Origin of the sequence: Microbacterium lacus, from assembly GCF_044794305.1 — a bacterium.
GTDB lineage: Bacteria > Actinomycetota > Actinomycetes > Actinomycetales > Microbacteriaceae > Microbacterium > Microbacterium lacus_B.
Genome location: NZ_CP084996.1, coordinates 1,237,903 through 1,263,784 on the forward strand (window position 1 = coordinate 1,237,903; position 25,882 = coordinate 1,263,784).

A 25,882-nucleotide genomic window follows, 5' to 3' on the forward strand; every position below is an offset into this window, starting at 1 on the left:
GTACACCTGCGCGGGCCCCTGCAATTCGCAGTGCTTCAATCTCGTGCGCTTACGCGCACAACGATGACCGGCGGTCTTTGGCTAGGTACCAGAATAGGCGACGCCGTCGGCTCTGCCAAATCGTGGCGCACCCGGCCGATGTGCCAAGACGAAAGCCGTTGCCTCTGCGCGGGTCGTCACGCCGAGCTTGCGGAAGATCTTCGCTACATGGAACTTCACGGTGTTCTCACTGATGCCGAGTTTCACCGCGATCTCGCGATTGCGCTGTCCCGCGATCAGGAGGCTGAGCACTTCCGTTTCACGTGGTGCGAGGTCCCAGGCCGGTGGAGCCGCGGCGAGGGCCGTCGGCGGATCCAGCGGCATCACGACCGACATCTCCGTACCCCACCCCGCCGTCGCTTCGAACGACAATTGTCCGTTCAACGCCAACACACGCTGACGCACCAGACGCAGCTGCACGCTCTCCTCCGAGAGATCTCCCGGGCCGTCATCTCGCACGTTGATGAGCAGGTTGGTGCCGTCGCAATCCCACTGCACGCGCACCCGACTCACATCGTGCCGGTCGACGAGCGCGAGGATCGATCCGCGCACGACTGCCCGCGCGCCGTGCGCAATCTCACTCGGAAGTGCGCGTCCGTCGACGGGCGGTTCCACGAACTGCACATCGATATCGCGGTAGCGAACGAGCGGACGCAGGTCATCTCTCAGTCGCTCGAAAGCGGTGGTGACGGGCTCTTCGGTGAACGTGCGCACCCGGTCACTAGCCGTACGAAGGTGCACCATCCCTTCGGCCGCGAGCCGCGTCGCCGTCTGCCGGGCCGCACGATCATCGAGAGTCGTCGAACGCAACACGGCCAGAAGCGACTCCAACGTCGTGGAGTACTCATCGGCGAGTTCGGTAAGCGCCTCCATGCGCACGCTGGAACTCGCCCGTGCGAGCTGCAGGTAGTCCGGAGAGGCCGAGTCTGCGAGTTCCTGAACTCGCAGAGCAACGATGTTCCAGACCTGCAACACCGTGGCATCCATCGAGGCCGATCCGCTGGGGTCAGCCAGCACCAGGAGCGCCCCGTTGCCCGAGAGCGCTTGGAACGTCTCTACGCCACCCGTATTGGTGGCGATGGGCCCCCGACGAGTATGGCCGGGTCCCAGCATCCGTCGCCATTCGTCCAGGGCGAGGAAGGAGACGCCATCGACGAAGGATGCTGCGCCCACCCCTTCTCGCTGGGCTCCAGTCGCGTCGGCCACCAGCAGCACAAGGGCGGAGTGCCCGATCAGCGGTTCAAGAAAACTCGAAAGCCGCGCGGGGATGAGATCCGGAGGGGACGTGAGCACCTCAGCGAGGCCGCGCAGAAGTGCGATGTCGCCTGCGGAATCGCGAGCAAGGTCCATCCGCGCTGATGACATATGGCAAGACTACGTCGAGCACCCACCCTTTCGGGTAGTCAGAACGCCTCGGGAGGGTGATCGACCCACCTGAACGCACCGGCGAAGCTAGCGGTGGCGGACACACCCGCCCGAGAAAGGACGAGGATGTCTGGCAACAGAGCAGTCGCGTATAAAGGCCCCGGGGTTGTCGAAGTGATCGACACCCCATACCCCGAGTTCGAACTCAAGGACGGTCCGGGGGTCAACCCCGCCAACGTGGGCCGCAAGGTGCCGCACGGTGCGATCCTGCGCACGGTGGCGACGAACATCTGTGGCTCCGACCAGCACATGGTGCGCGGGCGTACCACTGCTCCCGTGGGCTTGGTGCTCGGTCACGAGATCACCGGTGAAGTCGTCGAGGTCGGGCCCGACGTCGAGTTCATCCAGGTGGGCGACATCGTCTCGGTGCCGTTCAACATCGCCTGTGGACGATGCCGCAACTGCAAAGAAGGCAAGACCGGCATCTGTCTGAACGTCAACCCTGACCGCCCCGGCAGCGCCTACGGCTATGTCGACATGGGCGGGTGGGTCGGCGGACAGGCCGAGTACGTTCTTGTGCCCTACGCGGACTGGAATCTGCTGCGCTTTCCTGATCGCGACCAGGCGCTCGAGAAGATCCTCGATCTCACGATGCTGAGCGACATCTTCCCGACCGGGTTCCATGGAGCCGTCACGGCCGGCGCCGGCGTGGGCTCGACGGTTTACGTCGCCGGAGCAGGCCCCGTGGGGCTCGCCGCCGCGGCGGGCGCGCAGCTTCTCGGTGCCGCAGTCGTGATCGTCGGCGACCTCAACGAAGACCGCCTCGCGCAAGCGCGGAGCTTCGGATGCGAAACCGTCAACGTCGGAGAAGGATCCGTACCCGATCAACTCGAGCAGCTGTTGGGCGTGCCCGAGGTGGATGCCGCGGTCGACGCGGTGGGATTCGAAGCACGGAGCGAGGGGCACGGGGCGCACGCGAAGGAAGCGCCGGCCACGGTGCTGAACTCGCTCATGGGAGTGACGGCCGCAGGCGGCGCGATCGGCATCCCCGGCCTCTATGTCACGGGCGACCCTGGTGCGGTGGATGACGCGGCCAAGGTGGGCTCGCTCTCGATCAGTCTCGGCACGGGCTGGGCGAAGTCCCTCTCGTTCACCACCGGGCAGTGCCCCGTGATGCGGTACAACCGCCAGTTGATGATGGCGATTCTGCACGACAAGGTGCACATCGCGGCCGCCGTCAATGCGAAGGCCATCTCGCTCGAAGACGCGCCACGCGGCTACGCCGAGTTCGATGCCGGCGCCGCCACCAAGTACGTCCTCAACCCCAACGGCTACATCGCCGCCTGATCACCGATTCACCCACACACAATAAGGAGCAACACATGACGAACCTCACCCTCGAAGACGCCCGTCGCGTCATCGCCGCCGCAGAGGCGAAGGCCACCGAGATCGGGCAGCCGATGAACATCGCGGTGGTCGACTCGGGCGGCAACCTCGTCGCGCACGTCCGCCAGGACGGCGCGTGGATCGGTAGCGTCAACATCTCGATCAACAAGGCGTGGACCTCGAAGGCCTTCGACATCTCAACGAAGGACCTCGGCGACAACTCGCAGCCGAACCAGCAGTTCTTCGGCATCCAGAACACCAACGGCGGAAAGGTAGCGATCTTCGCCGGCGGCATTCCGCTCTCGCGCGACGGTGTCGTCGTCGGAGCGGTCGGCGTCAGCGGAGGGTCTGGCGAGCAGGACCACTCGGTCGCAGAGGCGGGCGTCGCCGGGTTCTGACCCAGGCTGTTTTCGCGATTTCACCCTCACGAGTGCACGGCCGGGCTCACGCAGCCAGGTCGTGCACTCGACGCGAGGTCGTACACTCGCGAAGAAACTCAGAGAACGAGCAGCGAGACGTGCCCGGCGGGTGTCGCTCGGACACGCCGTCGGCGGTGAGACGTACGCTCGAAGGGTGACACCCGAACTCGCCGCGCGCTCTCCGCAACTCGCGGCGCGTATCGTCGCGGACTCGCGCGATCGAGTGGCGTGGGTACGGGCTCGCTCGCGTGGAATCACGGCGACGGATGTTGCATCCCTCGCCTCGGCGAACGGCATCAGCCGCGCCGCCGACGCGAAGCTCATGGGCTCGGGGTTCTCGGGCAACGCCTACACGCAGCACGGCCGAGTGCGTGAGCCTGAGATCGCCGCGTGGGTCGCGGCGACCCATGGCATCCTTCCCTCGTCAGCCCTCTTCCACGCCGTTGTCGAGAAGCGGCACCTGGCAACGCCCGACGGCATCGCGGTCGATACCGCCGGCCGCGTCACCCTCGCCGAGATCAAGACGACGAACAAGTCGTGGCGCTCGATTCCGCGTACGTACCTCCGCCAGGTGTGGTGGCAACAGCATGTTCTCGGCGCTGAGCGCACGCTTGTGGCGTGGGAAGAACACAACGACTTCGTTCCGGTGGCCGATGAGCCCCGCTGCGCCTGGGTCGAACGCGACCAGGTCGAGATCGACAAACTCGTGCGACTCGCCACGTCATTGATTGACGAACTGCATCGCCGCCACCTGGCTGGCAGGCCGGTGGAACAACGGATGCCTCGGCCCGAGGCATCCGTCCAGCCGTTCCGTGCCCTCGCGCTCGCGGAGTGACTCGCTCTCGTCCCATCCTCGCGGCACCACCGTGAGGCTTTAGTTGACTCATGTCAACGAGTCGGCGTATAGTTGATCTTCGTCAACTTTCGCGTCATCGTCGCCGCCCACGTCCACGCCATCAGAAAGAAGTACAGCTATGGCCAAGTCAAAGGCTGCGGCACCCGCGCTGACCGAGTCAGGCATGACCCAGCGTCAGGTACTCGAAGCGCTTTCGGGCCTGCTGCTCGGCATGTTCGTGTCGATGCTCGCGTCGACCGTCGTCTCGACGTCGCTCCCCGTGATCGTCCACGACCTCGGCGGCGATCAAGCCGCCTTCACCTGGGTGATCACGGCCACACTGCTCACCACGGCGATCTCAACCCCGATCTGGGGCAAGCTCGCCGATCTGTTCGACCGCAAGCTGCTGATCCAGATCGCGATAGCGATCTTCGTGCTCGCCACGGCGGCCGCCGGTTTCGCGCAGGACACCAGCACCCTCATCGCCTTCCGCGCAGTTCAGGGAATCGGTGCCGGTGGACTCGCAGCGCTCAGCCAGATCATCATGGCCGACATCATCAGCCCGCGCGAGCGCGGACGCTACATGGGCCTGTTCGGTGCCGTGATGGCCCTCGCGACCGTCGGTGGACCACTCTTGGGCGGTGTGATCACCGACTCGTTCGGTTGGCGCTGGAACTTCTACATCGCCATTCCGTTCGCGATCGCAGCGCTCGTCCTTCTGCAGATGACGCTTCACCTCACTCGCACCAAGCGCAAGGTGCACATCGACTACCTCGGCATCGTGTTCCTCTCGGCCGCTGTGTCGCTCCTTCTCATCTGGATCACCAACGCCGGCAAGGACTACGACTGGTGGAGCACGCCGAGTGTGCTGATGGTCGGCGGTGCGCTGCTCGCCGCGGTGCTGTTCATCATCACCGAGCTCCGCTCACGCGAACCGCTTATTCCGCTGCGCATGTTCCGCAACCGCACGTTCACCCTCGCCGTGCTGGCCTCGATCGCCACGGGCATCGCCATGTTCGGCGCGTCGGTCTTCCTCAGCCAGTACATGCAGATGGCACGCGGGGCAACGCCCACCGAGGCGGGCCTCATGACAATCCCCATGATCGCTGGATTGCTCGTCGCCTCCATCGTCGTCGGCCAACTGATCAGCCGCTTCGGCAAATGGAAGGGCTACTTGGTGGTCGGCTCGATCCTTCTCATCGCCGGCCTGTGGCTGCTGACGACCCTGCACTTCGACACCAACTTCGTGCTGGTCTCGATCTACATGGCCCTCATGGGAGCCGGGGTCGGCATGACGATGCAGAACCTCGTGCTCATCGTGCAGAACACCGCGAACCCGCAAGAGATGGGCGCCGCAAGCTCGGGAGTCACCTTCTTCCGCAGCCTCGGCGGAACGCTCGGCGTATCGGTGATGGGCGCAGCGCTCGCGACGACCGTCGCGAACCTCTTCGTGGACAGCAAAGAGGCGCTCGCCGCGGCGATCGCGGCGATCGGCGCAGAGGGCGCGGATGTCGCCGCGCAGCTGCAATCCGGCGCGCTTCCCGCGGTGCACGCTCTGCCGGAGACGGTGCGCATGATCGTTGAAGACATTTACGCCCAAGGCATCGCCCACTCGTTCCTGATCGCCGTCCCCTTCGCGATTCTGAGCCTCGTGGCGATCTGCTTCCTGCCGAACGTGCCCCTGAACCGCATGACGACCTCTGAGCGCATCGCCGCGGGCGAGGCCGACCTCGCCACGGTGAGCACGGCTCAGGGCATGGAGTCGATTCCTGCGACAGGCACGATTTCGGTCGTCGATGCGGATGCGTCGGCCGCGGCATCCGACCGCCGCTCATGAGCGACTCCGCCACTTTCGACGAGGGCCCGCGAGCGGACGCGGTGCGTGCCCTCGAGTCGGAGTTCTCCGATCTCATCAGCCGCATTCGACGCCTGATCGCCGAGAACGCGGAGCGGATGAGCCCGGGACTGCTGCCGGGCGCGTACAAGACGTTCACCACGATCGTCCGTCGCGAGCAGATCACCCTGTCTGCGCTCGCCGAGGCTTTGATGGCCGATAAGGGACAGGTGAGTCGCACCGTGCGAGACCTCGAGTCGCTGGGTTTCGTGGTGCGTACTCCCGATCCTGAAGACGGGCGCTCCAGCCTTCTGTCGCCGACCCCCCTCGGGCTGGAGCGACTCGCGCAGGCACGCGCCCCACAGCAGGGCACGCTTCTGACCGCACTCGAGGGGTGGACCGTCACCGAGATCGAGGAACTCGCACGACTTCTGCGTGCACTTTCGGCAGGCGAAGCCCCGGCTTAGCGGAGCGGTAGCACCCGCGTAACACGGGCGAGACAATCACGCTGTTGACTGTGACTACGAAGGCAACGACTGCTGCCGACGGTAACCGCACGCGGGAGGCCCACCGATGAGATTCCGACCGTTGCGCACCGCGTCCTCCCCCGCATCCGAGCTCGTGGCCATGCCCGAGCCGCCGGCCGAGATGCGCGCCGTCGTTTTCGATGCGCCGGGGGCAACCGAGGTCTTGCACTCCGCATCCCTTCCCGTTCCGACTCCGGTGCTCAGCGAGCTGCTGGTGCGCATCGTGGCAGCGGGGGTCAACCCGATCGACGCCAAGACCCGCGCGGGATTCGGCGTCTCGGCCGCGATCCCCGAGTACCCCTCCACTCTGGGATACGACTTCAGCGGTGTCGTGGTCAAGACACCCTACGAGTCGCACCCGTTCCAACCCGGAACCCCCGTCTTCGGCATGCTTCCGTTTCCCCGCTCGGGCGGGAGCTACGCCGAGTACACCGTCGTTCCGACTCTCTCGGTTGCGCGCAAGCCCTCATCGCTCTCGCACGTCGAGGCCGCGGGCGTTCCGCTCGCCGCTCTCACCGCCTGGGGCCTCGTGGTCGAGACGGCGCACGCCCACGAGGGCCAGCGCGTCTTGATTCACGCCGGCAGCGGCGGTGTCGGCCACTTCGCCGTGCAACTCGCCGCCTACTTCGGTGCTCATGTCACCGCCACCGGTTCGGCGCGCAATGCGTCGTGGTTGCGCGAACTCGGGGCTGCCGTGGTCATCGACCACACGACCGCCCGATTCGAAGAAATTGCAGCGAACGTCGACGTCGTGATCGATCTCGTCGGCAGCGTCCACGACGACACCGGTTCGAGGTCCCTGAAGGTGCTGCGCCCAGGCGGCCTGTACGTGCTCGTGCCGACCGGCTCCTGGCCTGGGTACCTCAACGCTGCCGCCGAAGCCGGCGTGCGGGCGACCTCGTACAAGGTGACGCCCGACGGTTCGACGCTCGCGACCATCGGGCGCCTGCTCGATTCGGGCGCGATCCAGGTCTACATCGATCAGGTGTTCGATATGGCGGATGCTGCGGCCGCCCACGCGGTTCTCGAAGAGGGTCACACCCGCGGCAAGATCGTACTCCGCGTGAGCGACGACTGACCTCGCAGCACCGATCTCAGGCGAGCACCCGCCGCCCCTCCGTCACGATCTCTTCGGCGATCGCGTCCAGAAGCGGCGAGCGCAGATTCCACTGCTGCCAGTACAGCGGCACGTCGACCGGCGGATCGCCGAGTCTCACCAGGGCGCCCGAGGCGAGGGAGGCCTCGGATTGGAACACCGGTAGCAGCGCCCAGCCGAATCCGAGATGCACGGCAGTGGCGAAGTCGTTCGAGGCGGGAACGTAGTGGCGGGGTGGTTGGACTGAAGCGGCCCCGCGGGCGGCGAGCCACTGGGTCTGTAGATCGTCGCGTCGGTCGAAATCGACGAGCGGTGCCACGGCGAGGGCCGCAGCATCCACCCCGCCCGAAAACCATCGAGCAGTGAACTCGGGGGTCGCGACCGCTTCGTACCTCATCGCGCCGAGCGCGCTGACCCGGCACCCCGCAACCGGGGCCGAGCGAGAGGTGACCGCGCCCATCACCGCTCCCGATTCGAGCAGTCCGGCGGTGAAATCTTGATCGTCGCGGCGAAGTTCGAAGACGACCGGATGCTTCTGCCCAAGCCGCGCCAGCGGCGGAAGGAACCACGTCGCCAGGGAATCGGCATTGACTGCGAGCGGAACCGAGGTGCGCAGGTCCCCATCGGGGTCGGCTCCGAGCTCGGTGAGTGTGTCATGTTCGAGAAGAGCGGCCTGTCGCGCCAGCCGGACGACCGCAGCGCCCGCTTCGGTCGCGCGCGCCGGTTTCGAACGCACCAGCACGACTCGGCCGAGCAGCTCTTCGAGGGTCTTGATGCGCTGGCTGACCGCAGAGGGTGTGACGTGCAGGCGGCGGGCCGCAGCATCCAACGTTCCCTCGTCCACGACGACGGCGATGGTTTCGGCGAGCTCGAACGGAATGCGCATCATTAGTCAGGCTAATGCATCAACAGAATCGTGAGCTGTACTGTGTCATCGTCTGCGCATAGCGTCGAAGAGTGCTCACTCCCCTCCTTGCCGGTATCGGCCTCGGCTTCTCGCTGATCATCGCTATCGGCGCCCAGAATCTCTTCGTTCTGCGCCAGGGCATCCGCCGCGAGCACGTCGTTCTGGTGGCGACGATCTGCGCGGTCTCGGATGCCGTGCTGATCGCGCTCGGCGTCTCTGGCGTGGGTATGGTCTTGGCGGCGGTGCCATGGTTGGTCGATGTCGTTCGCTGGGCGGGCGCGGCGTTCCTCATCGTGTACGGGCTCCTCGCCGCACGGCGCGCATGGCGGCCGAGCGGACGAACTCTGGACGTGACGCAGGCGGATGCCGCGGCATCCGGCACCGTCGAGACCACAGGCGGTCCCACCGTGGAGACCACAGGCGATCCCACAGTGACGACCCAAACGACCGCCACCAAGGCACTCCCCGTCGCCCTGACGGTGCTCGCGCTTACGTGGTTGAACCCGCACGTCTATCTGGACACCGTGTTCTTGCTCGGAAGTATCGCGAACACCCACGGCGATGCCCGCTGGGTGTTCGCCACCGGGGCGATCATCGCGAGCTTCGTGTGGTTCTTCGGGCTCGCCTTCGGCGCCCGCTACCTCGGACGCTGGCTCTCGACTCCGCGCGCGTGGCGCGTGCTCGACGGCATCATCGCGGTCGTCATGATCGGACTGGGAGTGAGCCTCGTACTCCCCCACTGATGCCGTCGCGGCGTTGCCGTACGGTGCTTCGCACGTTGGCTCACGCACAGGACGAGCATGATGGCGCACGAGATCAGGTAGAACGCGTGCAGACCCCAGATCGGGCCGAACGGCAGGCTGTACACGTAGAGCGAGTAGACGACGTTCGCGCCGTTGATCATCGCCAGACTCGAGTAGCTGTAGGACGAGACATCGCGTGTGCGCAGCGCCTTACGGAGCATCGGCAGATTGCTCACCGCGAAGACCACGGTGGCGACCGTGCCTGCGACGAGCGGAATGTCCATGATGCGACGGTAGGCCCGGCGCGGATGCGCACGCGTCGACCTAACGGCCCATCTTTGCGTCGACCGGCGCTGGGCAGAACTATGTAGACGAGCCGGCCCGGGTGGGTATGCACACAGCCTGACAGTTGCGCGGCGGCTCACACCAGAGCGTGTTCGTAGGCGTAGGCCGTCGCTGCGGAGCGGGACGAAATCCCGAGCTTCAGGTAGATGTTGCTCAGATGCCGCGCCACTGTCTTCTCGCTCAGCGACAGCGCCGTCGCGATGCCGCGATTGGTTCTTCCGGTAGAGACGAGCCGCAAGACCTCTACTTCTCTGAGGGTCAGTGCGCCGACCTCTCGCACGCCGCTGGCGAGGTCGAGATCGGCCAGGGCTGCCCGCGCGCCGAGTTCGCGCAAGACAACGCGCGCTGCGCCGAAGGCGACCGCGGCACCCGCGTCATCAGCGAGCCGCTGAAGGATTCGCCCGCGAAGGATCCCACATCGAGCGACCTCGTACGGTGCATCGAGGATTGACCATGCCGTCGCGGCAGTCGTCACAGCCTCGAGCGCGCCCTCAGCGTCGTCCTCCGCGAAGAGCACCTGCGCCTCGCCGAAGGCCGTGACCGCCGCGAGCAGTGGAGTGGTCCAGACCTGGCGGGATTCACGGAGCGAGATCAGCGCTTTGCGGGCCGCCACGACATCACCCGCCGCCGTCTCGATCTCGATCGCCGCGGGCAGAAGTCTGCGACGGACTGCCTCGTTGGCGGCAACGACACTGTGTCGAATCATCGCCTGCGCAGCGGTCACGTCTCGCTCGGCGAGACGGAGGAGGGCGAGGCCGGGCTGCGGATCCCAGCCCGTTGCGCCCGCGCTGCGGTAGTGCTCCCCGGCTGCACGGAACTCGCCACGGTGCCGTTGCAGCTCGCCGAGCTGGTAGTTGGCGACGTAGCCCGAGGTGAAGTCTCCTGCGCGAAGACGCTCCTCTGCGAGTGTTGCCGAGAGGGATGCCTCCGCCCACTCGCCGTGGAGCAGAAAGAGCTGCGCCCGGTAGGCGTGCCGTTGGCCGCTGTAGGCGACCAGCCCGGTTTGCCCGCGACACCAGGTGTCGAAGTCAGCAGTCCATCGCTCTGCGCGATCGAGGTCGAAGCCCTCGTGCGCGACGTCCAAAACCACCCGATAGAACATGAAGGGTGTCAAGGGTGACACCTCGCCCGCCGCAACGATGGCGAGCGCCTCGTCGATAAGTGCCAGTCCCTCGGCGGTGCTGCCGATCGTCGACAGACCCTTTCCGCGAGCGAATGCCGCCTGAGCCGCAAGTTCGCTGTCACCCGTTCGCGCGGCGATCGCTGCGATCTCTTCGAATCGGCGAGTCGCATCGACGATGTCACCGACGAACAGCGCAGAAAATGCCGCCGGCATGAGTGCGACGAGACCACCGACGGCTTCAGCATCCGCCAACCGATCAGCCAGACGCAATCCACGCGCGATCCACGGAGCGCTGAGCGCCGGGTCACCCGCCTCGAGCATCTGGATCGACAGCCATCCCGCCGTGCGCGCTGCACCCGTGATGTCATCGCCCGCGAGGTACGCCTCGTGGGCGGCGATCAGATCCGTCGTCGCCGAATCGACGTGGCCACGCAAGAACATCGTCGTCGCACGGAGCTCCAAGTCAGGTGCGGCGAGCCCGCCGTCGTTGCGCGCCGCCGCCGCGAAGGCATCGGATGCCTCTTGCCATCGACGCTCTCGCACCGCGGTGCGGGCACGCTCAAGTGCTTCCGTCACAGCGCCGCCTCCCTCCGCGCGCGATATCGCCGTACCCACACGGCGCGACGGTTCGTTGAGCGAAATGTAGCGCCGTGCACATGCCGCCGCAAGACCGACGAAGGGCCCCACCTGTCGGTGGGGCCCTTCGCGATGCGGGTCAGACGCGCGGGCGATGCCGCGTGCCGAAGTCCGGATCAGATGGCGTTGACATCCAGCGGGATGCCGGGGCCGAACGTGGTCGAAACCGCGCCCTTCTGGATGTAGCGGCCCTTCGAGCTGGACGGCTTCAGACGCACGATCTCTTCGAGAGCGGCCTTGATGTTCGCATCAAGCTGCTCGGCCGAGAACGACGCCTTGCCGACGACGAAGTGCACGTTGGCGTGCTTGTCGACGCGGAACTCGATCTTTCCGCCCTTGATCTCTTCCACGGCCTTGGCCGGGTTCGGGGTCACGGTGCCGGTCTTCGGGTTGGGCATGAGGCCGCGGGGACCCAGCACCTTACCGAGGCGACCGACCTGGCCCATGAGCTCGGGGGTCGAGACGGCTGCGTCGAAGTTGGTCCACCCTGCGGCGACCTTTTCGATGAGCTCAGCGCCACCGACCTCGTCAGCGCCAGCGGCGATCGCAGCTTCAGCAGCAGGACCGGTCGCGAACACGATGACGCGGGCGGTCTTGCCCGTGCCGTGCGGAAGGATGACGGTGCCGCGCACCATCTGGTCGGCCTTGCGGGGGTCGACAGCAAGCTTGAGCGCGACCTCGACGGTCGAGTCGAACTTGGCCGAACCGGTCTCGCGCGCGAGTGCGACGGCCTCGGTCGGTGTGTAGAACTTGTCAGCGTCGATCTTCGCCGCTGCGGCCTGGAATGCCTTGGACTTGGTAGCCATGATCGTTACTCCCCCTCGACCGTGATGCCCATGGAACGGGCTGTACCGGCGATGATCTTCGAGGCGGCCTCGATGTCGTTTGCGTTCAGGTCTGGCTGCTTGAGCTCTGCGATCTCGCGCACCTGAGCCTTGGTGAGCTTGGCCACCTTGGTCGTGTGCGGGGTGGGCGAGCCCTTGGCAACGCCAGCGGCCTTCTTGATGAGCTCAGCCGCCGGAGGCGTCTTGAGGATGAACGTGAAGCTGCGGTCCTCGTAGACGGTGATCTCGACGGGGATGACGTTGCCGCGCTGAGCCTCGGTGGCTGCGTTGTACGCCTTGCAGAACTCCATGATGTTGACGCCGTGCTGACCGAGCGCCGGACCGATCGGCGGTGCGGGGTTGGCCGCACCGGCCTTGATCTGGAGCTTGATCAGGCCGGTCACCTTTTTCTTGGGTGCCATTTCCTTTTCCTTTCATCGAGCCTGTCGCTTGGCGACCGGCTCTCCCGCGCGTCCGGCATCTCCGGACCGCGGTTCCCCCGGCGAACGCCGGGAAGTCTGTAATTACTGCACAGGGCTTGTTTACTACTGCTTCGTGACCTGTTCGCTACTGCTTTGTGACCTGGTCGAACGACAGTTCGACGGGGGTCTCGCGCTCGAAGAGCGACACGAGCACGGTGAGCTTGCCACTCTCGGGCTTGATCTCGCTGATCGAACCAGGAAGACCCGCAAACGAGCCCTCCTTGATCGTGATCGTCTCACCGACCTCGAAGTCCACTTCGGTGATGATGCTGCGCGCCTGCGTGGCAGAGCCCTTGGTGGCACCCGACTTGGCCGGGGCCGTCTCTTTGATCTCGACGAGCGACTTCAGCATGTTGAAGGCCTCTTCGAAGCGGAGGGGCGTCGGGTTGTGTGCGTTGCCCACGAAGCCGGTAACGCCGGGCGTGTGGCGAACAACCGACCAGGTGTCTTCGTTCAGATCCATGCGCACGAGCACGTAGCCCGGGATGCGCACGCGGGTCACCATCTTGCGCTGACCGTTCTTGATCTCGACGACGTCTTCCATCGGAACTTCGATCTGGAAGATGTCATCCTCGACCTCGAGCGTGTTCTTGCGCTGCTCGATGTTCGCCTTCACCTTGCGCTCGAACCCGGCGTAGGAGTGAATGACATACCACTTGCCCGGGAGCGAGCGAAGCTCGGCACGGAACGCGTCGTAGGGGTCTTCTTCGGCGTCGGATGCTTCGGCGTCATCGACGACGGCGGCTGCAGCGTCGACGTCTGCGACGAAGTCTTCGTCAAGCACGGCCTCGTCCGGCTCACCGTTGACATCAGGGCCGTCGTACGGTGTCACGTCGTTCGCGTGCTCAGCCACGTATTCGGCCTCTTCTTCGGCGAGCGAGTCGGTGAGCACCTCAGCGGCGGCTTCGGTCTCGGCGGTCTCGTCGAGGTTGAGTGCGTCGTTCACGATGGCGTCTGCCTCCGGGTCGTCGATGTCGATGTCGTCGAGGTCATCGAGATCATCGATCTCGTTTTCGTCCACGACGTGCAGTGCGGCGTGCTCGGCCGGCTCGACCGAGCGCTCTTCTTCGGCGAGGACGTTGCCCTCTTGGGCTTCGTCATCTTCCGAGGACTGCTCAGCAGCGGTCGCCCAGTCGGCATCGTCGACATATCTTTCAGACACTTTGAATACTTCCGTTCCGTGAACTGCGGATGCGCAGATCCACGTGATCGATCAGGTCAGGCAGGGATGCCGAAGACGACGCCTGCCATCCAGGTGAAGAGGAGGTCGAGGCCATAGACGATCGCCATCATCACCACGACGAACCCGAGGACGACCGCCGTGTACTTCAGCAGTTCCTGGCGGGTCGGCGTAACGACCTTGCGCAGTTCTGCGAAGACCTGACGGATGAAAAGGGCGATGCGAGAAAAGACGTTCAGCTTCTTCTCACGGGGTGCGCTGCTGGACGCAACGACCTCGCCCTTCGGCTCGTCCTGAACCATCGATGCCACCTGATTACCTTCCATGTGTCGAACGTCGACCGACGAATGTCAGTCACGCTGACGCGCAGGGCGGACAGGAATCGAACCTGCAACCTGCGGTGTTGGAGACCGCTGCTCTGCCAGTTGAGCTACCGCCCTAAAGGCCCGAGGGCCCCAGGATGCCGGCATCCTCACTCCGAAACCTGTCTTCACGGGTGTTACCCGATCCGTGGGCACGGCGAAAGAATGCAGACTTAACTGCATGCTCAAGTGTACGGCATGGGGGTGAATGGGTCGAACCAGCACCCACCCCCATGACGTCACTCCGCGATGCGGATGAGCTTCTTGTTGACGAACTCGTCGGCCGCGAGCAGACCCATCTCACGAGAGGTGCCCGAGCGCTTCACGCCGCCGAAGGGCAGTCCGGGCTCGTCGGCGAGCACCACGTTGACGTAGACCATGCCCGCCTCGATCTTGTCGGCCACGCGAGCGGCCTGAGCCTCATCGGTGGTGAAGACGTACGAGCCGAGTCCGAACGGAGTGTCGTTCGCGACACGAACAGCCTCGTCCTCATCCGCAACCTTGTAGACCACCCCGACCGGTCCGAAGAACTCTTCGCGATACGCATCCATATCGCTGGTGACATCTGCTAGCACCGTTCCCGGGTAGAAAGCACCGTCGCGCTTTCCACCGGTGACGAGGGTTGCGCCCTGCGCGACGGCCTTGTCGACCTGCTCGGCGAGTCGCTCGGCCGCGGTAAGAGAGGACAGCGGGCCGAGGACGGTGTCATCGGCGAACGGGTCGCCGACCGTGGCGGCGGCCATCGCCGCGGTGAACTTCTCGAGGAAGGCGTCATAGAGTCCGTCGACCACGATGAAGCGCTTGGCGGCGTTGCAGGACTGGCCGGTGTTGTCGAGTCGAGCGTCGACGGCGGACTGCACTGCGTGGTCGAGGTCGTCCGTCGACAACAGGATGAAGGGGTCAGAGCCGCCCAGTTCGAGCGCGACCTTCTTGAGGTTGCGGCCGGCGACCTCTGCGACGGCGGCTCCTGCACGCTCCGAGCCGGTCACCGAGACGCCCTGCACGCGACGGTCCGCGATGATGGTCGCCGCCTGATCGTTCGTGGCGTACAGGTTGACGTAGGCGCCCGCCGGGAGCCCAGCATCCTGATACATCTTCTCGATCGCCGCAGCCGACTCGGGGCACTGCCCCGCGTGCTTGAGCAGGATCGTGTTGCCGATCACGAGGTTCGGGGCAGCGAAGCGGGCAACCTGGTAGTACGGGAAGTTCCACGGCATGATGCCGAGCAGCACGCCGAGTGCGGAGCGGCGGATGACCGCGGTGCCCTCGCCGTCGATGTCGATCGGCGAGTCACCCGTGATCTTCTCGGCGTGATCGGCGTAGTACTCGGTGATGTCGGCAGCGAAGTCGACCTCTCCGAGCGCGGCCGACAGCGGCTTCCCCATCTCACGCACGATGATCGCTGCGAGCTCGTCACGGCGCTCGCGATGCAGGTCCGCGACACGGCGGACGGCCGCGGCGCGCTCCGCAACGGGGGTGTCGCGCCAGGCGCGGTAAGCGCCCTCGGCGGACGCGATTGCGCCCTCGACGGCCTCATCGGTCATGGTGTCGTAGGTGGCCAGGGTTTCGCCCGTTGCGGGGTTGACGACGGCGTAGTCGCTCATGCGGGTCTCCGTTTCGAATCGGTGTAACTAGTCTGCGTCAGCGGCGAGCGCGACGGACGCTGGCGGGTGCGTCGAGCGAAAGCGTCTCGCCGCGGAAGAAGGCCGGGCGCTTGATGGCCTGCCAGATCATGATGACGATTCCGACCACGATAATCAGCATTCCCAAGACGAACACGATGCCCACACCGCCGATGTTCGAGCCGCTGCCGTAGGCGGGATCCATGCTGTCGATCAGCGTCTTGAAGAATAGGAACACCAGGATGATGCCACCGATCAGCGGGAACAGGAACGTGAAGAACACGGTGCGGGTCGAGTCGAACCACTGCTTGCGGAAGTACCAGACGCACGCGAATGCCGTGATGCCGTAGTAGAAGCAGATCATCATGCCGAGCGTCAGGATGGTGTCCCACAGGGTGTCTTCGCTCACCACACGCATCACGGCATAGAACGCCGATGCAACGATCGCCGAGACGATCGTGGCGTAGCCCGGCGTGAAGAACCGCGGGCTCACCTTGGCGAACGAGGACGGCAGAGCCCCGTAGTGTCCCATCGACAGCAGCGTGCGCGCAGGGCCGACGAAGGTCGACTGCAACGACGACGCCGAGCTCGTGAGCACGGCGAGCGACACCAAGAAGGCGAGCGGTCCCAGCACCGGGTCGGAGAGGAAGAAGAACACGTTGCCCTGAATGTCTTCGTTGCCGAGGCCAAGTTCGCCCGTGCCGACACCGGCGAACATGATCATCGCGATGGAGAGCAGCAGGTAGAGCGACACGATCGTGAGCACCGTGAGGGTCGCCGCGCGTCCCGGCGTACGCTCGGGATCCTTTGTCTCTTCATTCATGGTGAGAGTGACATCCCAGCCCCAGAAGATGAAGATCGACAGCGACAACCCGGCCGCCACGGCGGCGAACGAGGTGACCTCGAAGGGGTTGAACCACGACCACTCGAACGGCGTGTAGTCAAAGGCATTGCCGCCGACCGCCTGAACGATCGCGGTGATCGCGAAGAAGAGCAGGACGGCGACCTGGAACGTCACGAGTACGTACTGCAACTTCTGCGTCGTCTGCATGTCACGGTACGAGATGTAGGTCGCACCGAGCATGAAGAGCAGGCAGACCGCGATATTGATCCACGTCACATACGCGAGTTCGGCGATCGCCGGGTTTCCGGTGATCTGCGAGATCAGCAGGAAGAGGAAGTCCACGGCCACGCCGGCGAGGTTCGACAGCACGAGGATCGTCGCGACGATGAGCCCCCACCCCGCCATCCAGCCCACCCACGGGCCGAAGGCACGCGTGGCCCAGGTGAACGAGGTTCCCGCGTCGGGCATCCGGTTGTTCAACTCACGGTAGCCGAAGGCCACCAGCAGCATCGGAATGAAACCGATCAGGATGATCGCCGGAACCTGCGCCCCGACCTCCGACACCGTCGGGCCGATCGCCGCCGTGAAGGTGTAGGCCGGGGCGATGCACGAGATGCCGATGACGATGGCGCCGAGCAGGCCGATGGTTCCGGCGCTCAGACCCTTCTTCGAGAGCCCGCCCTTCTCATCGACGGTGGTCACTGGTGCTTCGGCACCCTGGGGAGCGCTCACGGCTGCCCACCTTCCTGTGCGCGTGTGCGCGGCACAACGATCATGGGAACAGGAAGCTCGTGCAGCATCTTCGCTGCCGTGGAGCCAAGGAATAGTCGCCGTGGCCGCGCCAGGCGACTCGAGCCGACGACCGCGATCTCGCCCGGCTCCCAGCCCAAATGCGAGACGGCGTCTTCGATGCTGTCGCCGCGGGCGACGATCGCCTCGGTCTCGATCTCGACGGGGAGAGCCTCCTGCGCCTTCGCCAATACCTCGTCCGCGTGAGCAGCACCTGCGATACGGATCACCCCGGTGTCGACGCTCGCGGGCAGATCGACAGTGACCAGCGACAGCAGTCGCAGCTCAGCGCCGGTCGCGGCGGCCAACGCCGTCGCGGAGTCCAGCAGGGCATCCGCGCCGGGACGCGTACCGATCGCCGCCGTCACGCGGGTGATTCCGCTCAGCGGATCGACCCGGCGCGAGCCCTCGGGAGCCAGCACCACCGGAACATCCGACGAGTGCAGCAGTTCGGTGGCGACCGTGCCGAGGCGGTGACGGCCGCGCAGGCCGCCGTTCGCCGCACCGATCACGATGTGCGATGCACCGAGCTCGGTCGCCGCGGTGAGCAGCCCCTCAGCGAAGGAGTCGCCGTAGCGTACGTGCGTGCGGTGTGTGACAGCATCCGGAATCTTCTCTGCAGCGGTGCCCAGCCATTCGGCCGCCTGTGTGCGCAGGTAGCGGTCGTAGCCGGCGTCCGGCGGTGTGATGACGCTGCGGTCGTCGCCCGGGAGGACGACGACGAGGTCGAGTTCTGATCCGGATGCCGCGGCCAGCCGTGACCCCAGGGCCACAGCGTCTTCGCCTGCAGTTGTCGCGGTATAGCCCACGACGACGTGTCCGCTCATGCGCGGGCCTCCTCGATGATGCTGGCGGCCACGAACCGGCCCATGCGGATCGCGCCGTCAACGTGCTGATACCCCGCGCCCGCCATGTCGCTGCAGGCGAAATGGATGCGGCCGACCGGCGTGCGCAGATCTGCACCATAGCGGTAGAGGCCGCCGAGGTCGAAACTCGCGGCGTAGGCACCGCGAGTCCACTCCTCCGCCCCCCAGTCGCTTTCGAAGTAGACGATCGGTTTCAAGGCCTCTGGGCCGTAGTAGTGCGAGAGCGACTCGAGGATGCGCGTCTTGCGCTCTTCGGCTGAGACCCGGAACAGGTCGTCGGCATTGCGGTCCGAGACGAACCCGACGAGGGTTCCTCGCTCATCACCGAAGTTGGTGTTGTCGTACGCCTCGTGCGAGATCTCGTAGGGGCTGAAGGCTGTACCCGACAGTCCCTGCTCGCGCCAGAACGGGCGGTCGTACACCGCGTGCACCTTGATGACGAAGCCCATCGAGATGTGCTGATGGAGCTGTTGCTTGAGGCGGGGCAGCGGTGGGTTGAAGTCGATCCACGGGTACAGGATCGGCGCGTGCGCAAGGATCACGTACCTCGCGTGCACCGTCATTCCGCCGTCCGAGATCACGCTCACGCCGTCGTCGGTTGTTTCGACGGTGTGGACCGGGTGGCCCAGGAAGATGTCTTCGGTCAGGCGCTCGGCAAGGAGGAGCGGCACCTGCTGAAGCCCGCCGACGACGCGCTCGTCGAGGATGTAGTCGGCGTCGACGAGGTGGCTGAAGCTTCCGGCGCTGGCGGCCATGAGCAGGGCCTGGAGTGCCGAGAACGCGTAGGCGGGCTTGGTGAGCATCGCACCCGCGATGAAGAGAGCGATGTTGTCGCGGACCTCTTGATCATCCGTCTGCTCTTCGAGCCAGGCCTCGAACGAGATGCGGTCGAGGGCCTCGGCGTCGGGATGGGCCCACGGAGCGTCGGGGTCGATCTCTGCGACCATCTCATCGAGCTTCTCGATGAGCCGCACCATTTCTTTCTCGGTCTCGGGCGGGACGGGGAAGATCTCTCCGGTGAACCGGGTGAGCTCTCCGTCGGCATTGATGTAGACCGAGTCACCCTCGCGGTAGCGGCTGTAGGTTTCGAGTCCGAGCTCTTCGAGAGTCTCTTTGAGTGCCTCTTGGTCGGGCGAGACCCACTGTCCGCCGATCTCGAGCATCGCTCCGTCGACCACATCGGTCCAGAGCCTCCCGCCCACGCGGTCGCGTGCTTCGAGCACCGCGACCGACAGCCCCGCCTTCTTGAGTTCGTTCGCAGCGGTGAGGCCGGCCGCGCCCGCGCCGATGATGACGACGTCTCGGGTGATCTCACTGTCGGTCATGCACATTCCTTCGTTGGTGGTGCGGTGTCGTGCGGGCTCGGCGTCAAGCTGCACAGCGGCGGATGCCTGATGGACACCTCGGATCAGGCTGCGGCGAGCGCCGCAGCGACGACGTCCAGGCCCTCGTGGAGCAGCTCGTCGGGAATCGCCAGCGGCGGGAGGAAGCGGATCACGTTTCCGTACGTTCCGCAGGTCAACACGATCACACCTTCGGCGATGCATGCCTTGGCGACCGCGACGGTGAGCGCAGCATCCGGCTCGCCTGTTTCAGCGTCTACGAACTCAGCCGCGACCATCGCACCGTATCCGCGGACGTCACCGACGCGACCGTCGACGGCCTGGAGTGCGGTGAGGCGGTCTTTGAGGATCGCTTCGATCTCACGCGCTCGCTCGAGGAGTCCGTCGTTCTCGAAGGCGTCGATCGCCGCGAGCGCCGCGGCACAGGCGATCGGGTTGCCGCCGTACGTGCCGCCGAGGCCTCCGGCGTGCGAGGCATCCATCATCTCGGCCCGACCGGTGACGGCCGCCAACGGAAGCCCGCCCGCGATGCCCTTGGCCGCGGTGATGAGGTCGGGAACGATACCGAACAGTTCGCTGGCGAACATCGCGCCGGTGCGGGCGAACCCGGTCTGAATCTCGTCGGCGATAAAGACGACGTTGTTCGCGCGGCACCAGTCGACGATCGCGGGAAGGAACCCGTCGGCCGGGACGATGAACCCGCCCTCGCCCTGGATCGGCTCGATGATGACCGCGGCGAGGTTGTCGGCGCCGACCTGCTTCTCGATGATCGAGATCGCCTTCTTGGCCGCCTCGGCACCGGTGAGTCCATCGCGGTAGGGGTACGACATCGGCGCGCGGTAGATCTCGCTCGCAAAGGGTCCGAATCCGCTCTTGTACGGCATCGCCTTGGCCGTCAGGCCCATCGTGAGGTTCGTGCGGCCGTGGTAGCCGTGGTCGAACGCAACGACGGCCTGCTTCTTGGTGAACTTACGGGCGATCTTGATCGCGTTCTCGACCGCCTCAGCGCCCGAGTTGAACAGTGCGCTCTTCTTCACGTGATCGCCCGGGGTGATGCGGTTGAGGGCCTCGGCCACCGCGACGTAGGACTCGTAGGGCGAGACCATGAAACAGGTGTGGGTGAACTGCGCGACCTGAGCCTGCACGGCCTCGACGATCTTCGGGTGAGCGTTGCCGAGGGTCGTCACGGCGATTCCTGAGCCGAGATCGATGAGCGAGTTACCGTCCGCGTCGACGATCACTCCCCCGCCCGCCGCGACAGCTTCGATCGGCGCGGTGTGACCGACGCCCGCGGCGACGGCCGCGGCCTTGCGCTCGAGCAGCTGCTGCGAACGGGGTCCGGGGATGCTGGTGACAAGACGACGCTCCTGGGCAAGAGTGGGGCCGCCAAGAGGTGTGGTGAGGGTATCGATCGCGCTCATAGTCGCGAGCGTATTTCTGCGGATGCGACGCTCGCACCCGCCCTGATGTACATTCTGGGTACAACGCTGTACCAGCGGTACATCTGGAGGTGTCATGGAGTCCGTCTCCGATTCCCCGACCCTGCGCGCCCTCCTGGCCCGTAGCGACCTCCGGCTGCGGCTCGTGTCTGGACCCGACCGGGATCCGGCGGTCCTCGATCGGGCGATCCGATGGGTCCACTCCACCGATCTGGCCGACCCGACGCCCTTCCTCTCGGAGGGGCTGGTGCTGCTGACCACCGGCACCCAGTTCCACGGCGATGACCCCGCATCCGTCCGTGACTATGTCGCCCGGCTCGCATCGCGCGGAGTCGTCGGACTGGGCTTCGGCACCGAAGTGGTGCGGGACGGCATTCCTCCCGAACTCGCTGACGCCTGCGGCGAGGCGGGCATCCCGCTGTTCGAGGTGCCCTACAGCACCCCCTTCATCGCTGTCGCCCGCGCCAACGCCGAGGCCATCGCCGCGCAGACCTATGCGCGGCGTAGTTGGGCGCTCGCCGCGCAGCGGGCGATCGCTCTGGCCGCACTGAGGCCCGATGGACTGGGCGCGACGCTGGCCGAACTCGCCAGACAACTGGGCACATGGGTCGGCCTGTTCGACGCTGCGGGTGAACTTTCGCGCGAGCATCCGATCGGCGCGCTCGACGCCGAGACGGCGCGTGGTCTCTACGGCGAGGTCGGGGCGGTGTTGCGCCGCGGTGCCCGGGCCGGCTCTGCGCTGCGGATCGGCGAGACGCCCTTCACTCTGCAGACGCTCGGGCGCGGCGGACACCTGCGCGGGGTCATCGCCATCGCCGAGGGCGACCTCGATCAAGAAGGGCGTGGGGTCGTGACGGCCGTCATCGCCATGGCAGGACTTGCGCTCGAGCAGCACCAAGGCCTCAGCCGCGCGCGGGGAGCGTTGCGCGCGGGGCTCGTCCAGTCTTTGCTGACCGATGACCCGGCGCTCGCTCGACGGATCGTCCGCGATCTGTGGGGACCGCTCCCCCCGGCGCCGATCCTGGTCGCGATGACGGATGCTCCGGCCGGGCGCGCCGAGGGTATCGCAGAGGTTCTCGAACTCCGCGTTGACGAACGCCGGGGGTCGCTGTTCTTCGGGCGCGGTGACGAGGGCCTCGTCCTGGTGCTCCCGGCGGGCGACCGTCGCATCCTCGACGAACTCGTGGAGCGCTTCGATGTGCGCATCGGTGTCTCTGCGCCGGGTGGGTACGACACCTTCGCAGCGAGCGTCGGCCAGGCGCGGGTGGCTCGCGATCGCGGCGACCGCCCGGTGACCGACTTCGACACCGTGGCGAGGGCGGGAGTGCTCTCGGCCCTCTCGCCGAACGCTCGCGCCCTCGCCGTTGCCGCGCTCGAACCGTTGACCACGCACGATGCCGAAGAGGGCACGCACCTCGTCGAGACCGTGCGCGCCTGGCTCGACAACGACTGCTCGCACGAGGCATCCGCCCGCGCCCTCGGCGTGCATCGTCACACCGTCCGCACCCGGCTCGCCGTCGCCGAACGGGTACTCGGCAGCGACCTCAGCCTGTTCGCCTCGCGAGCGGAACTCTGGGCGGCGTTGCAGGTGATCGACGGGTCGGACTGACTCGGCGTGTGTCGGACGCAGATTCCTCGCGCGCCCGATCACCTGGCAGCGGAAAGACGAGAGTTTCGCGCGGCGCCGTGTCCGGCGGAGATCGGATTTGCGTCCGAATGTACGGGCGCGGCCGCTGACGACCGGGAGAGGATGTCAGCATGACCCCTGAATCGGCCGTGGCGAACGGCGACGTGTCGTGGTGGTGGCATGACCTCGGTGGGCTGCCATCCGCCCGGCCAGCCCTCACCGGCGATCTCGATGCGGACGTCGCGATCGTCGGCGCCGGGTACACCGGACTCTGGGCCGCGTACTACCTGAAGACGCGCCAGCCCGACCTCCGTGTCGCGGTGCTCGAACAGCGCTTCGCGGGGTTCGGAGCCTCGGGCCGCAACGGCGGCTGGCTCACGAACTCGGTCACAGGGGGCCGTGCACGGTATGGCCGCGACGGCGGCGCGGCGCAGCAACTCGCCCTCAACGCCGCCGTCGAGGAAGTCATCGCAGTGACCGAGCGTGAGGGCATTCACGCCGACATCGTCAACGGTGGCGAGTTCGAGGTCGCCCGCACGCCCGCCGCGCTCGCGCGCCTGCGCACGACGTTCGCCGAAGAGGCCGCATGGCCCGGTACCGATGTGGAGTTGCTGGATGCTGCGGCCGCCGCATCCCGCATCGACATCGCCGGCGCCCTCGGGGGCATCTGGCACCCGCACTGCGCCCGGGTACACCCGGCGAAGCTCGCGTCAGGACTCGCAAGTGCCGTGGAGCGACTCGGTGTCACGATCTACGAGAACACCCACGTCTCAGCGATCGAGGCGGGTCGGGCGATCACCGACCACGGCATCGTCCGGGCGGCGCACGTCCTGCGCGCGACCGAAGGGTTCACCGCCGACCTCAGGGGAGAGCACCGCACCTGGCTGCCGATGAACTCGTCGATGATCGTCACCGAGCAGTTGCCGCCATCGTTCTGGTCGAACGTCGGGTGGGAGGGCCGCGAGACGCTCGGCGACTTCGCACACGTCTACATGTACGCCCAGCGCACGGCCGATGACCGCATCGCTTTCGGAGGCCGCGGCGTGCCGTACCGCTACGGTTCTCGGGTCGACACCGATGGCTCGACGCAAGAGCGCACGATCACTTCGCTCGCGGCGTTGCTGAGGGATTTCTTTCCGGATGCTTCGGCAGTGCCGATTGCGCACGCTTGGGCGGGCGTGCTCGGCGTACCGCGTGACTGGGCGGCCACCGTCGGGCTCGACCGCGCGACCGGCCTCGGCTGGGCGGGCGGCTACGTCGGAACCGGCGTCACAGCGACGAACCTCGCGGGTCGGACTCTCGCCGACCTCGTGCTCGAACGCGAAACCGACCTTGTGCGACTCCCGTGGGTCGATCACCGGGCGAAGAACTGGGAGGTCGAACCGCTGCGGTTCTTGGCCGTCAACGCGATCTACACCGCCTACCGCGCGGCCGACCGGGCCGAAGCATCCGGTCGCTCGTCGCGCACTTCCGTCTTCGCGAAAGCGGCCGACCTCATCGCCGGGCGCTAACCGACAGAGCTACTCCTCGCGAGGACCGAGGTGTAGCTCTGCCACGAATCGGGCCGACGTTGCCGTGCCGCGCTCGAGCTCGACGAAGACGACCGTGTTCGCCCCCGAACGCACCACGGGTGCGGGGACGAACAGGGTTCGCTGGGGCCCGCTCCGCCAGTAGCGGCCCAGAAGAAAGCCGTTGACGAAGGCGTAGCCCTTGCCCCAGCCGTCGGTGTCGAGAAAGAGGTCTGTCGCCTCGTCCAGGTCGAACGTCCCGCGCCACGCAGCGCGGGCAGCGTCTGCGCTTTCTTCGGATGCCTCAACCGCCACCGCAAGACTCGCTACGTCGATCGGGGTCGCGGTCCATCCCTCGAGCGGCGCACCATCGAGGGTGACCGCGCCGATGAGTCCCTTGTGCTCGCCGAGCCGCACGTCGTAATTCACTCGGCCCTGATCTTCGACGAGGACGCTCAGCCGCTGCCCTGCGGGCACCCAGAGCGAGGTTTGGTGCAGCGTGCGAGACAACGTTCCGATGGCGACACCGTCGACCTCGATCCACGCGCGGTCGCGCACTTCACCGAACGCGAGAAGCCCGCCGCGACCACCCAGCACGCTGTCGTACCTCACGAGCGCACTCGTATGATCGAGGCCGTCGAACGTCGGCGGCCGGTCGAACGTCTGGCCCGAGGCCTCCGGCACCCAGTTCCCCGTCGCCGTCAAAGCAACCTCGAATGCCGGCGCGGGGGCGGCACTCACCGCTTCGTCGGCCGGTACGGGCGTGTACTTTGCGAAGACTTCACGGAACGCGCGGAACTTCTCGGTGGGATTTCCCGCCTCGTCCAGCGGAGCGTCGTAGTCGTACGACGTCGTGATCGGCAGGTACCGCCCCTTGTGATTTGCGCCGTTCGTCAGCCCGAAGTTGGTACCGCCGTGCAACATGTAGAGGTTGACCGAAGCCCCGGCGGCCAAGAGTGCGTCAAGCTCGGCCGCGGAATCCGCCGCCGACGTCGTGTGGTGCACGCCGCCCCACCAGTCGAACCAGCCGTCCCAAAACTCCGCACACATGAGGGGGCCGGTGGGTTGATGGTCACGCAGGGTCGCGAGGCGCTCGTCGGCTCGCGATCCGAAGGAACCCGTGAGGTGAAGACCCGGGAGCGATCCGGCGGACAGCATCTCGGGCGTGGGCTGGTCGATCGTCGTGAGCGGAACCGTGATGCCCGCTGATCGCGTCACGCGCACCAGCTCTGCGAGGTACTCCTTGTCCACCCCATAAGCCCCGTACTCGTTCTCGATCTGCACCAGGATGACGGGCCCACCGCGATCGATCTGCCGAGATTCGACGATCTCGTAGACGCGCTCGAGATAGATCGTGACTTCGGCGAGGTAGCGGGGTTCCGAACGACGCAGACCGATGTCGGGCATCGCGGTGAGCCAGGCCGGAAGACCGCCGTTGTGCCATTCCGCGCAGATGTATGGGCCGGGCCGCACGATAGCGTGCAGGCCTTCGGCCGCGACGAGGTCAAGGAAGCGCCCGAGATCATTCACGCCGCTGACGTCCCACTCACCGCGCCTGGGTTCGTGCGCATTCCACGCCACGTACGTCTCGATCGTGTTCAGCCCGAGAAGCCGCGCCTTGTGGATGCGGTCGGCCCACTGATCGGGGTGAATGCGGAAGTAGTGCAGAGCACCGGAAAGGATCCGGTGCTCTGCACCGTCCAGCAGAAAGTCGGTATCGCCGATCTCGAACGTCGACATC

Annotated in this window: 23 protein-coding genes and 1 tRNA gene; 9 read left to right on the forward strand and 15 right to left on the reverse strand. The window is 66.2% G+C overall.

The window, feature by feature from the left end:
* Positions 1–81: 81 nt before the first annotated feature.
* Complete coding sequence (locus tag LG299_RS06100) at positions 82–1,404, reverse strand: LuxR C-terminal-related transcriptional regulator (protein WP_404434112.1); 1,323 nt, start codon at positions 1,402–1,404, stop codon at positions 82–84.
* Between the two features lie 126 nt (positions 1,405–1,530).
* Here LG299_RS06100 and fdhA point away from each other — a divergent pair, with 126 nt between their 5' ends.
* The 6 genes from fdhA to LG299_RS06130 all read left to right on the forward strand — a co-directional run bounded on the left by fdhA (position 1,531) and on the right by LG299_RS06130 (position 7,483).
* Positions 1,531–2,751, forward strand: a complete 1,221-nt coding sequence (gene fdhA / locus LG299_RS06105) for a formaldehyde dehydrogenase, glutathione-independent (protein ID WP_404434113.1) — start codon at positions 1,531–1,533, stop codon at positions 2,749–2,751.
* 35 nt (positions 2,752–2,786) lie between these two features.
* Positions 2,787–3,188 carry a heme-binding protein gene (locus LG299_RS06110; protein WP_404434114.1) on the forward strand — a complete coding sequence of 134 codons (402 nt, stop codon included), beginning with the start codon at positions 2,787–2,789 and terminating at the stop codon, positions 3,186–3,188.
* 175 nt (positions 3,189–3,363) lie between these two features.
* Positions 3,364–4,044, forward strand: coding sequence for a YqaJ viral recombinase family protein (locus LG299_RS06115; RefSeq protein WP_404434116.1), 681 nt, complete (start codon positions 3,364–3,366; stop codon positions 4,042–4,044).
* A 139-nt stretch (positions 4,045–4,183) separates the two neighbouring features.
* Complete coding sequence (locus LG299_RS06120; protein ID WP_404434117.1) at positions 4,184–5,881, forward strand: MDR family MFS transporter; 1,698 nt, start codon at positions 4,184–4,186, stop codon at positions 5,879–5,881.
* Positions 5,878–6,345, forward strand: a complete 468-nt coding sequence (locus LG299_RS06125; protein ID WP_404434119.1) for a MarR family winged helix-turn-helix transcriptional regulator — start codon at positions 5,878–5,880, stop codon at positions 6,343–6,345. Before LG299_RS06120 ends, LG299_RS06125 begins: the two co-directional genes overlap by 4 nt.
* A 106-nt stretch (positions 6,346–6,451) precedes the next feature.
* Positions 6,452–7,483, forward strand: coding sequence for an NADP-dependent oxidoreductase (locus tag LG299_RS06130; RefSeq protein WP_404434120.1), 1,032 nt, complete (start codon positions 6,452–6,454; stop codon positions 7,481–7,483).
* Positions 7,484–7,499: 16 nt separating this feature from the next.
* Here the strand turns inward: LG299_RS06130 and LG299_RS06135 are convergent, their stop codons facing one another.
* A complete protein-coding gene (locus tag LG299_RS06135) occupies positions 7,500–8,387 on the reverse strand; it encodes a LysR family transcriptional regulator ArgP (protein WP_404434121.1) in 888 nt (295 codons plus the stop codon).
* A 71-nt stretch (positions 8,388–8,458) separates the two neighbouring features.
* Here LG299_RS06135 and LG299_RS06140 point away from each other — a divergent pair, with 71 nt between their 5' ends.
* Positions 8,459–9,151, forward strand: a complete 693-nt coding sequence (locus LG299_RS06140) for a LysE/ArgO family amino acid transporter (RefSeq protein ID WP_404434123.1) — start codon at positions 8,459–8,461, stop codon at positions 9,149–9,151.
* Here the strand turns inward: LG299_RS06140 and LG299_RS06145 are convergent.
* From LG299_RS06145 to gabT, 12 genes are all read right to left on the reverse strand, one after another.
* Complete coding sequence (locus tag LG299_RS06145) at positions 9,046–9,435, reverse strand: hypothetical protein (RefSeq protein ID WP_404434124.1); 390 nt, start codon at positions 9,433–9,435, stop codon at positions 9,046–9,048. The two genes, LG299_RS06140 and LG299_RS06145, sit on opposite strands and share 106 nt — an antisense overlap.
* Positions 9,436–9,572: 137 nt before the next feature.
* The gene (locus LG299_RS06150; protein ID WP_404434125.1) at positions 9,573–11,195 is read right to left on the reverse strand and encodes a LuxR C-terminal-related transcriptional regulator; all 1,623 of its coding nucleotides are present in this window, start codon (positions 11,193–11,195) and stop codon (positions 9,573–9,575) included.
* A 176-nt stretch (positions 11,196–11,371) separates the two neighbouring features.
* Positions 11,372–12,061: a 50S ribosomal protein L1 gene (gene rplA, locus LG299_RS06155; protein WP_404434126.1), complete on the reverse strand. Its 690-nt coding sequence runs from the start codon at positions 12,059–12,061 to the stop codon at positions 11,372–11,374.
* Between the two features lie 5 nt (positions 12,062–12,066).
* Positions 12,067–12,501 carry a 50S ribosomal protein L11 gene (gene rplK / locus LG299_RS06160; RefSeq protein ID WP_404434127.1) on the reverse strand — a complete coding sequence of 145 codons (435 nt, stop codon included), beginning with the start codon at positions 12,499–12,501 and terminating at the stop codon, positions 12,067–12,069.
* A 145-nt stretch (positions 12,502–12,646) separates the two neighbouring features.
* Positions 12,647–13,723: a transcription termination/antitermination protein NusG gene (gene nusG / locus LG299_RS06165; protein WP_404434128.1), complete on the reverse strand. Its 1,077-nt coding sequence runs from the start codon at positions 13,721–13,723 to the stop codon at positions 12,647–12,649.
* A gap of 56 nt (positions 13,724–13,779) precedes the next feature.
* Positions 13,780–14,043, reverse strand: coding sequence for a preprotein translocase subunit SecE (gene secE / locus LG299_RS06170; protein ID WP_404434821.1), 264 nt, complete (start codon positions 14,041–14,043; stop codon positions 13,780–13,782).
* A 65-nt stretch (positions 14,044–14,108) separates the two neighbouring features.
* A tRNA-Trp gene (locus tag LG299_RS06175) sits at positions 14,109–14,181 on the reverse strand.
* A 161-nt stretch (positions 14,182–14,342) separates the two neighbouring features.
* Positions 14,343–15,707, reverse strand: coding sequence for an NAD-dependent succinate-semialdehyde dehydrogenase (locus tag LG299_RS06180; protein ID WP_404434129.1), 1,365 nt, complete (start codon positions 15,705–15,707; stop codon positions 14,343–14,345).
* A gap of 37 nt (positions 15,708–15,744) precedes the next feature.
* Complete coding sequence (locus LG299_RS06185) at positions 15,745–17,301, reverse strand: APC family permease (RefSeq protein ID WP_404434130.1); 1,557 nt, start codon at positions 17,299–17,301, stop codon at positions 15,745–15,747.
* A complete protein-coding gene (locus LG299_RS06190) occupies positions 17,298–18,185 on the reverse strand; it encodes a universal stress protein (protein WP_404434131.1) in 888 nt (295 codons plus the stop codon). The genes LG299_RS06185 and LG299_RS06190 overlap by 4 nt, the downstream gene beginning before the upstream one ends.
* Positions 18,182–19,549 (reverse strand): flavin monoamine oxidase family protein, encoded by a 1,368-nt coding sequence (locus tag LG299_RS06195; RefSeq protein ID WP_404434133.1) that lies wholly within the window; start codon positions 19,547–19,549, stop codon positions 18,182–18,184. The genes LG299_RS06190 and LG299_RS06195 overlap by 4 nt, the downstream gene beginning before the upstream one ends.
* An 83-nt stretch (positions 19,550–19,632) precedes the next feature.
* Positions 19,633–20,988: a 4-aminobutyrate--2-oxoglutarate transaminase gene (gene gabT / locus LG299_RS06200; RefSeq protein ID WP_404434134.1), complete on the reverse strand. Its 1,356-nt coding sequence runs from the start codon at positions 20,986–20,988 to the stop codon at positions 19,633–19,635.
* Between the two features lie 94 nt (positions 20,989–21,082).
* Between gabT and LG299_RS06205 the strand changes: the two genes are divergently transcribed.
* Complete coding sequence (locus LG299_RS06205; protein WP_404434135.1) at positions 21,083–22,615, forward strand: PucR family transcriptional regulator; 1,533 nt, start codon at positions 21,083–21,085, stop codon at positions 22,613–22,615.
* 149 nt (positions 22,616–22,764) lie between these two features.
* Positions 22,765–24,144, forward strand: coding sequence for an NAD(P)/FAD-dependent oxidoreductase (locus LG299_RS06210; protein ID WP_404434136.1), 1,380 nt, complete (start codon positions 22,765–22,767; stop codon positions 24,142–24,144).
* A 9-nt stretch (positions 24,145–24,153) separates the two neighbouring features.
* Here the strand turns inward: LG299_RS06210 and LG299_RS06215 are convergent, their stop codons facing one another.
* Complete coding sequence (locus tag LG299_RS06215; RefSeq protein ID WP_404434137.1) at positions 24,154–25,881, reverse strand: beta-galactosidase family protein; 1,728 nt, start codon at positions 25,879–25,881, stop codon at positions 24,154–24,156.
* Position 25,882: the final 1 nt, after the last annotated feature.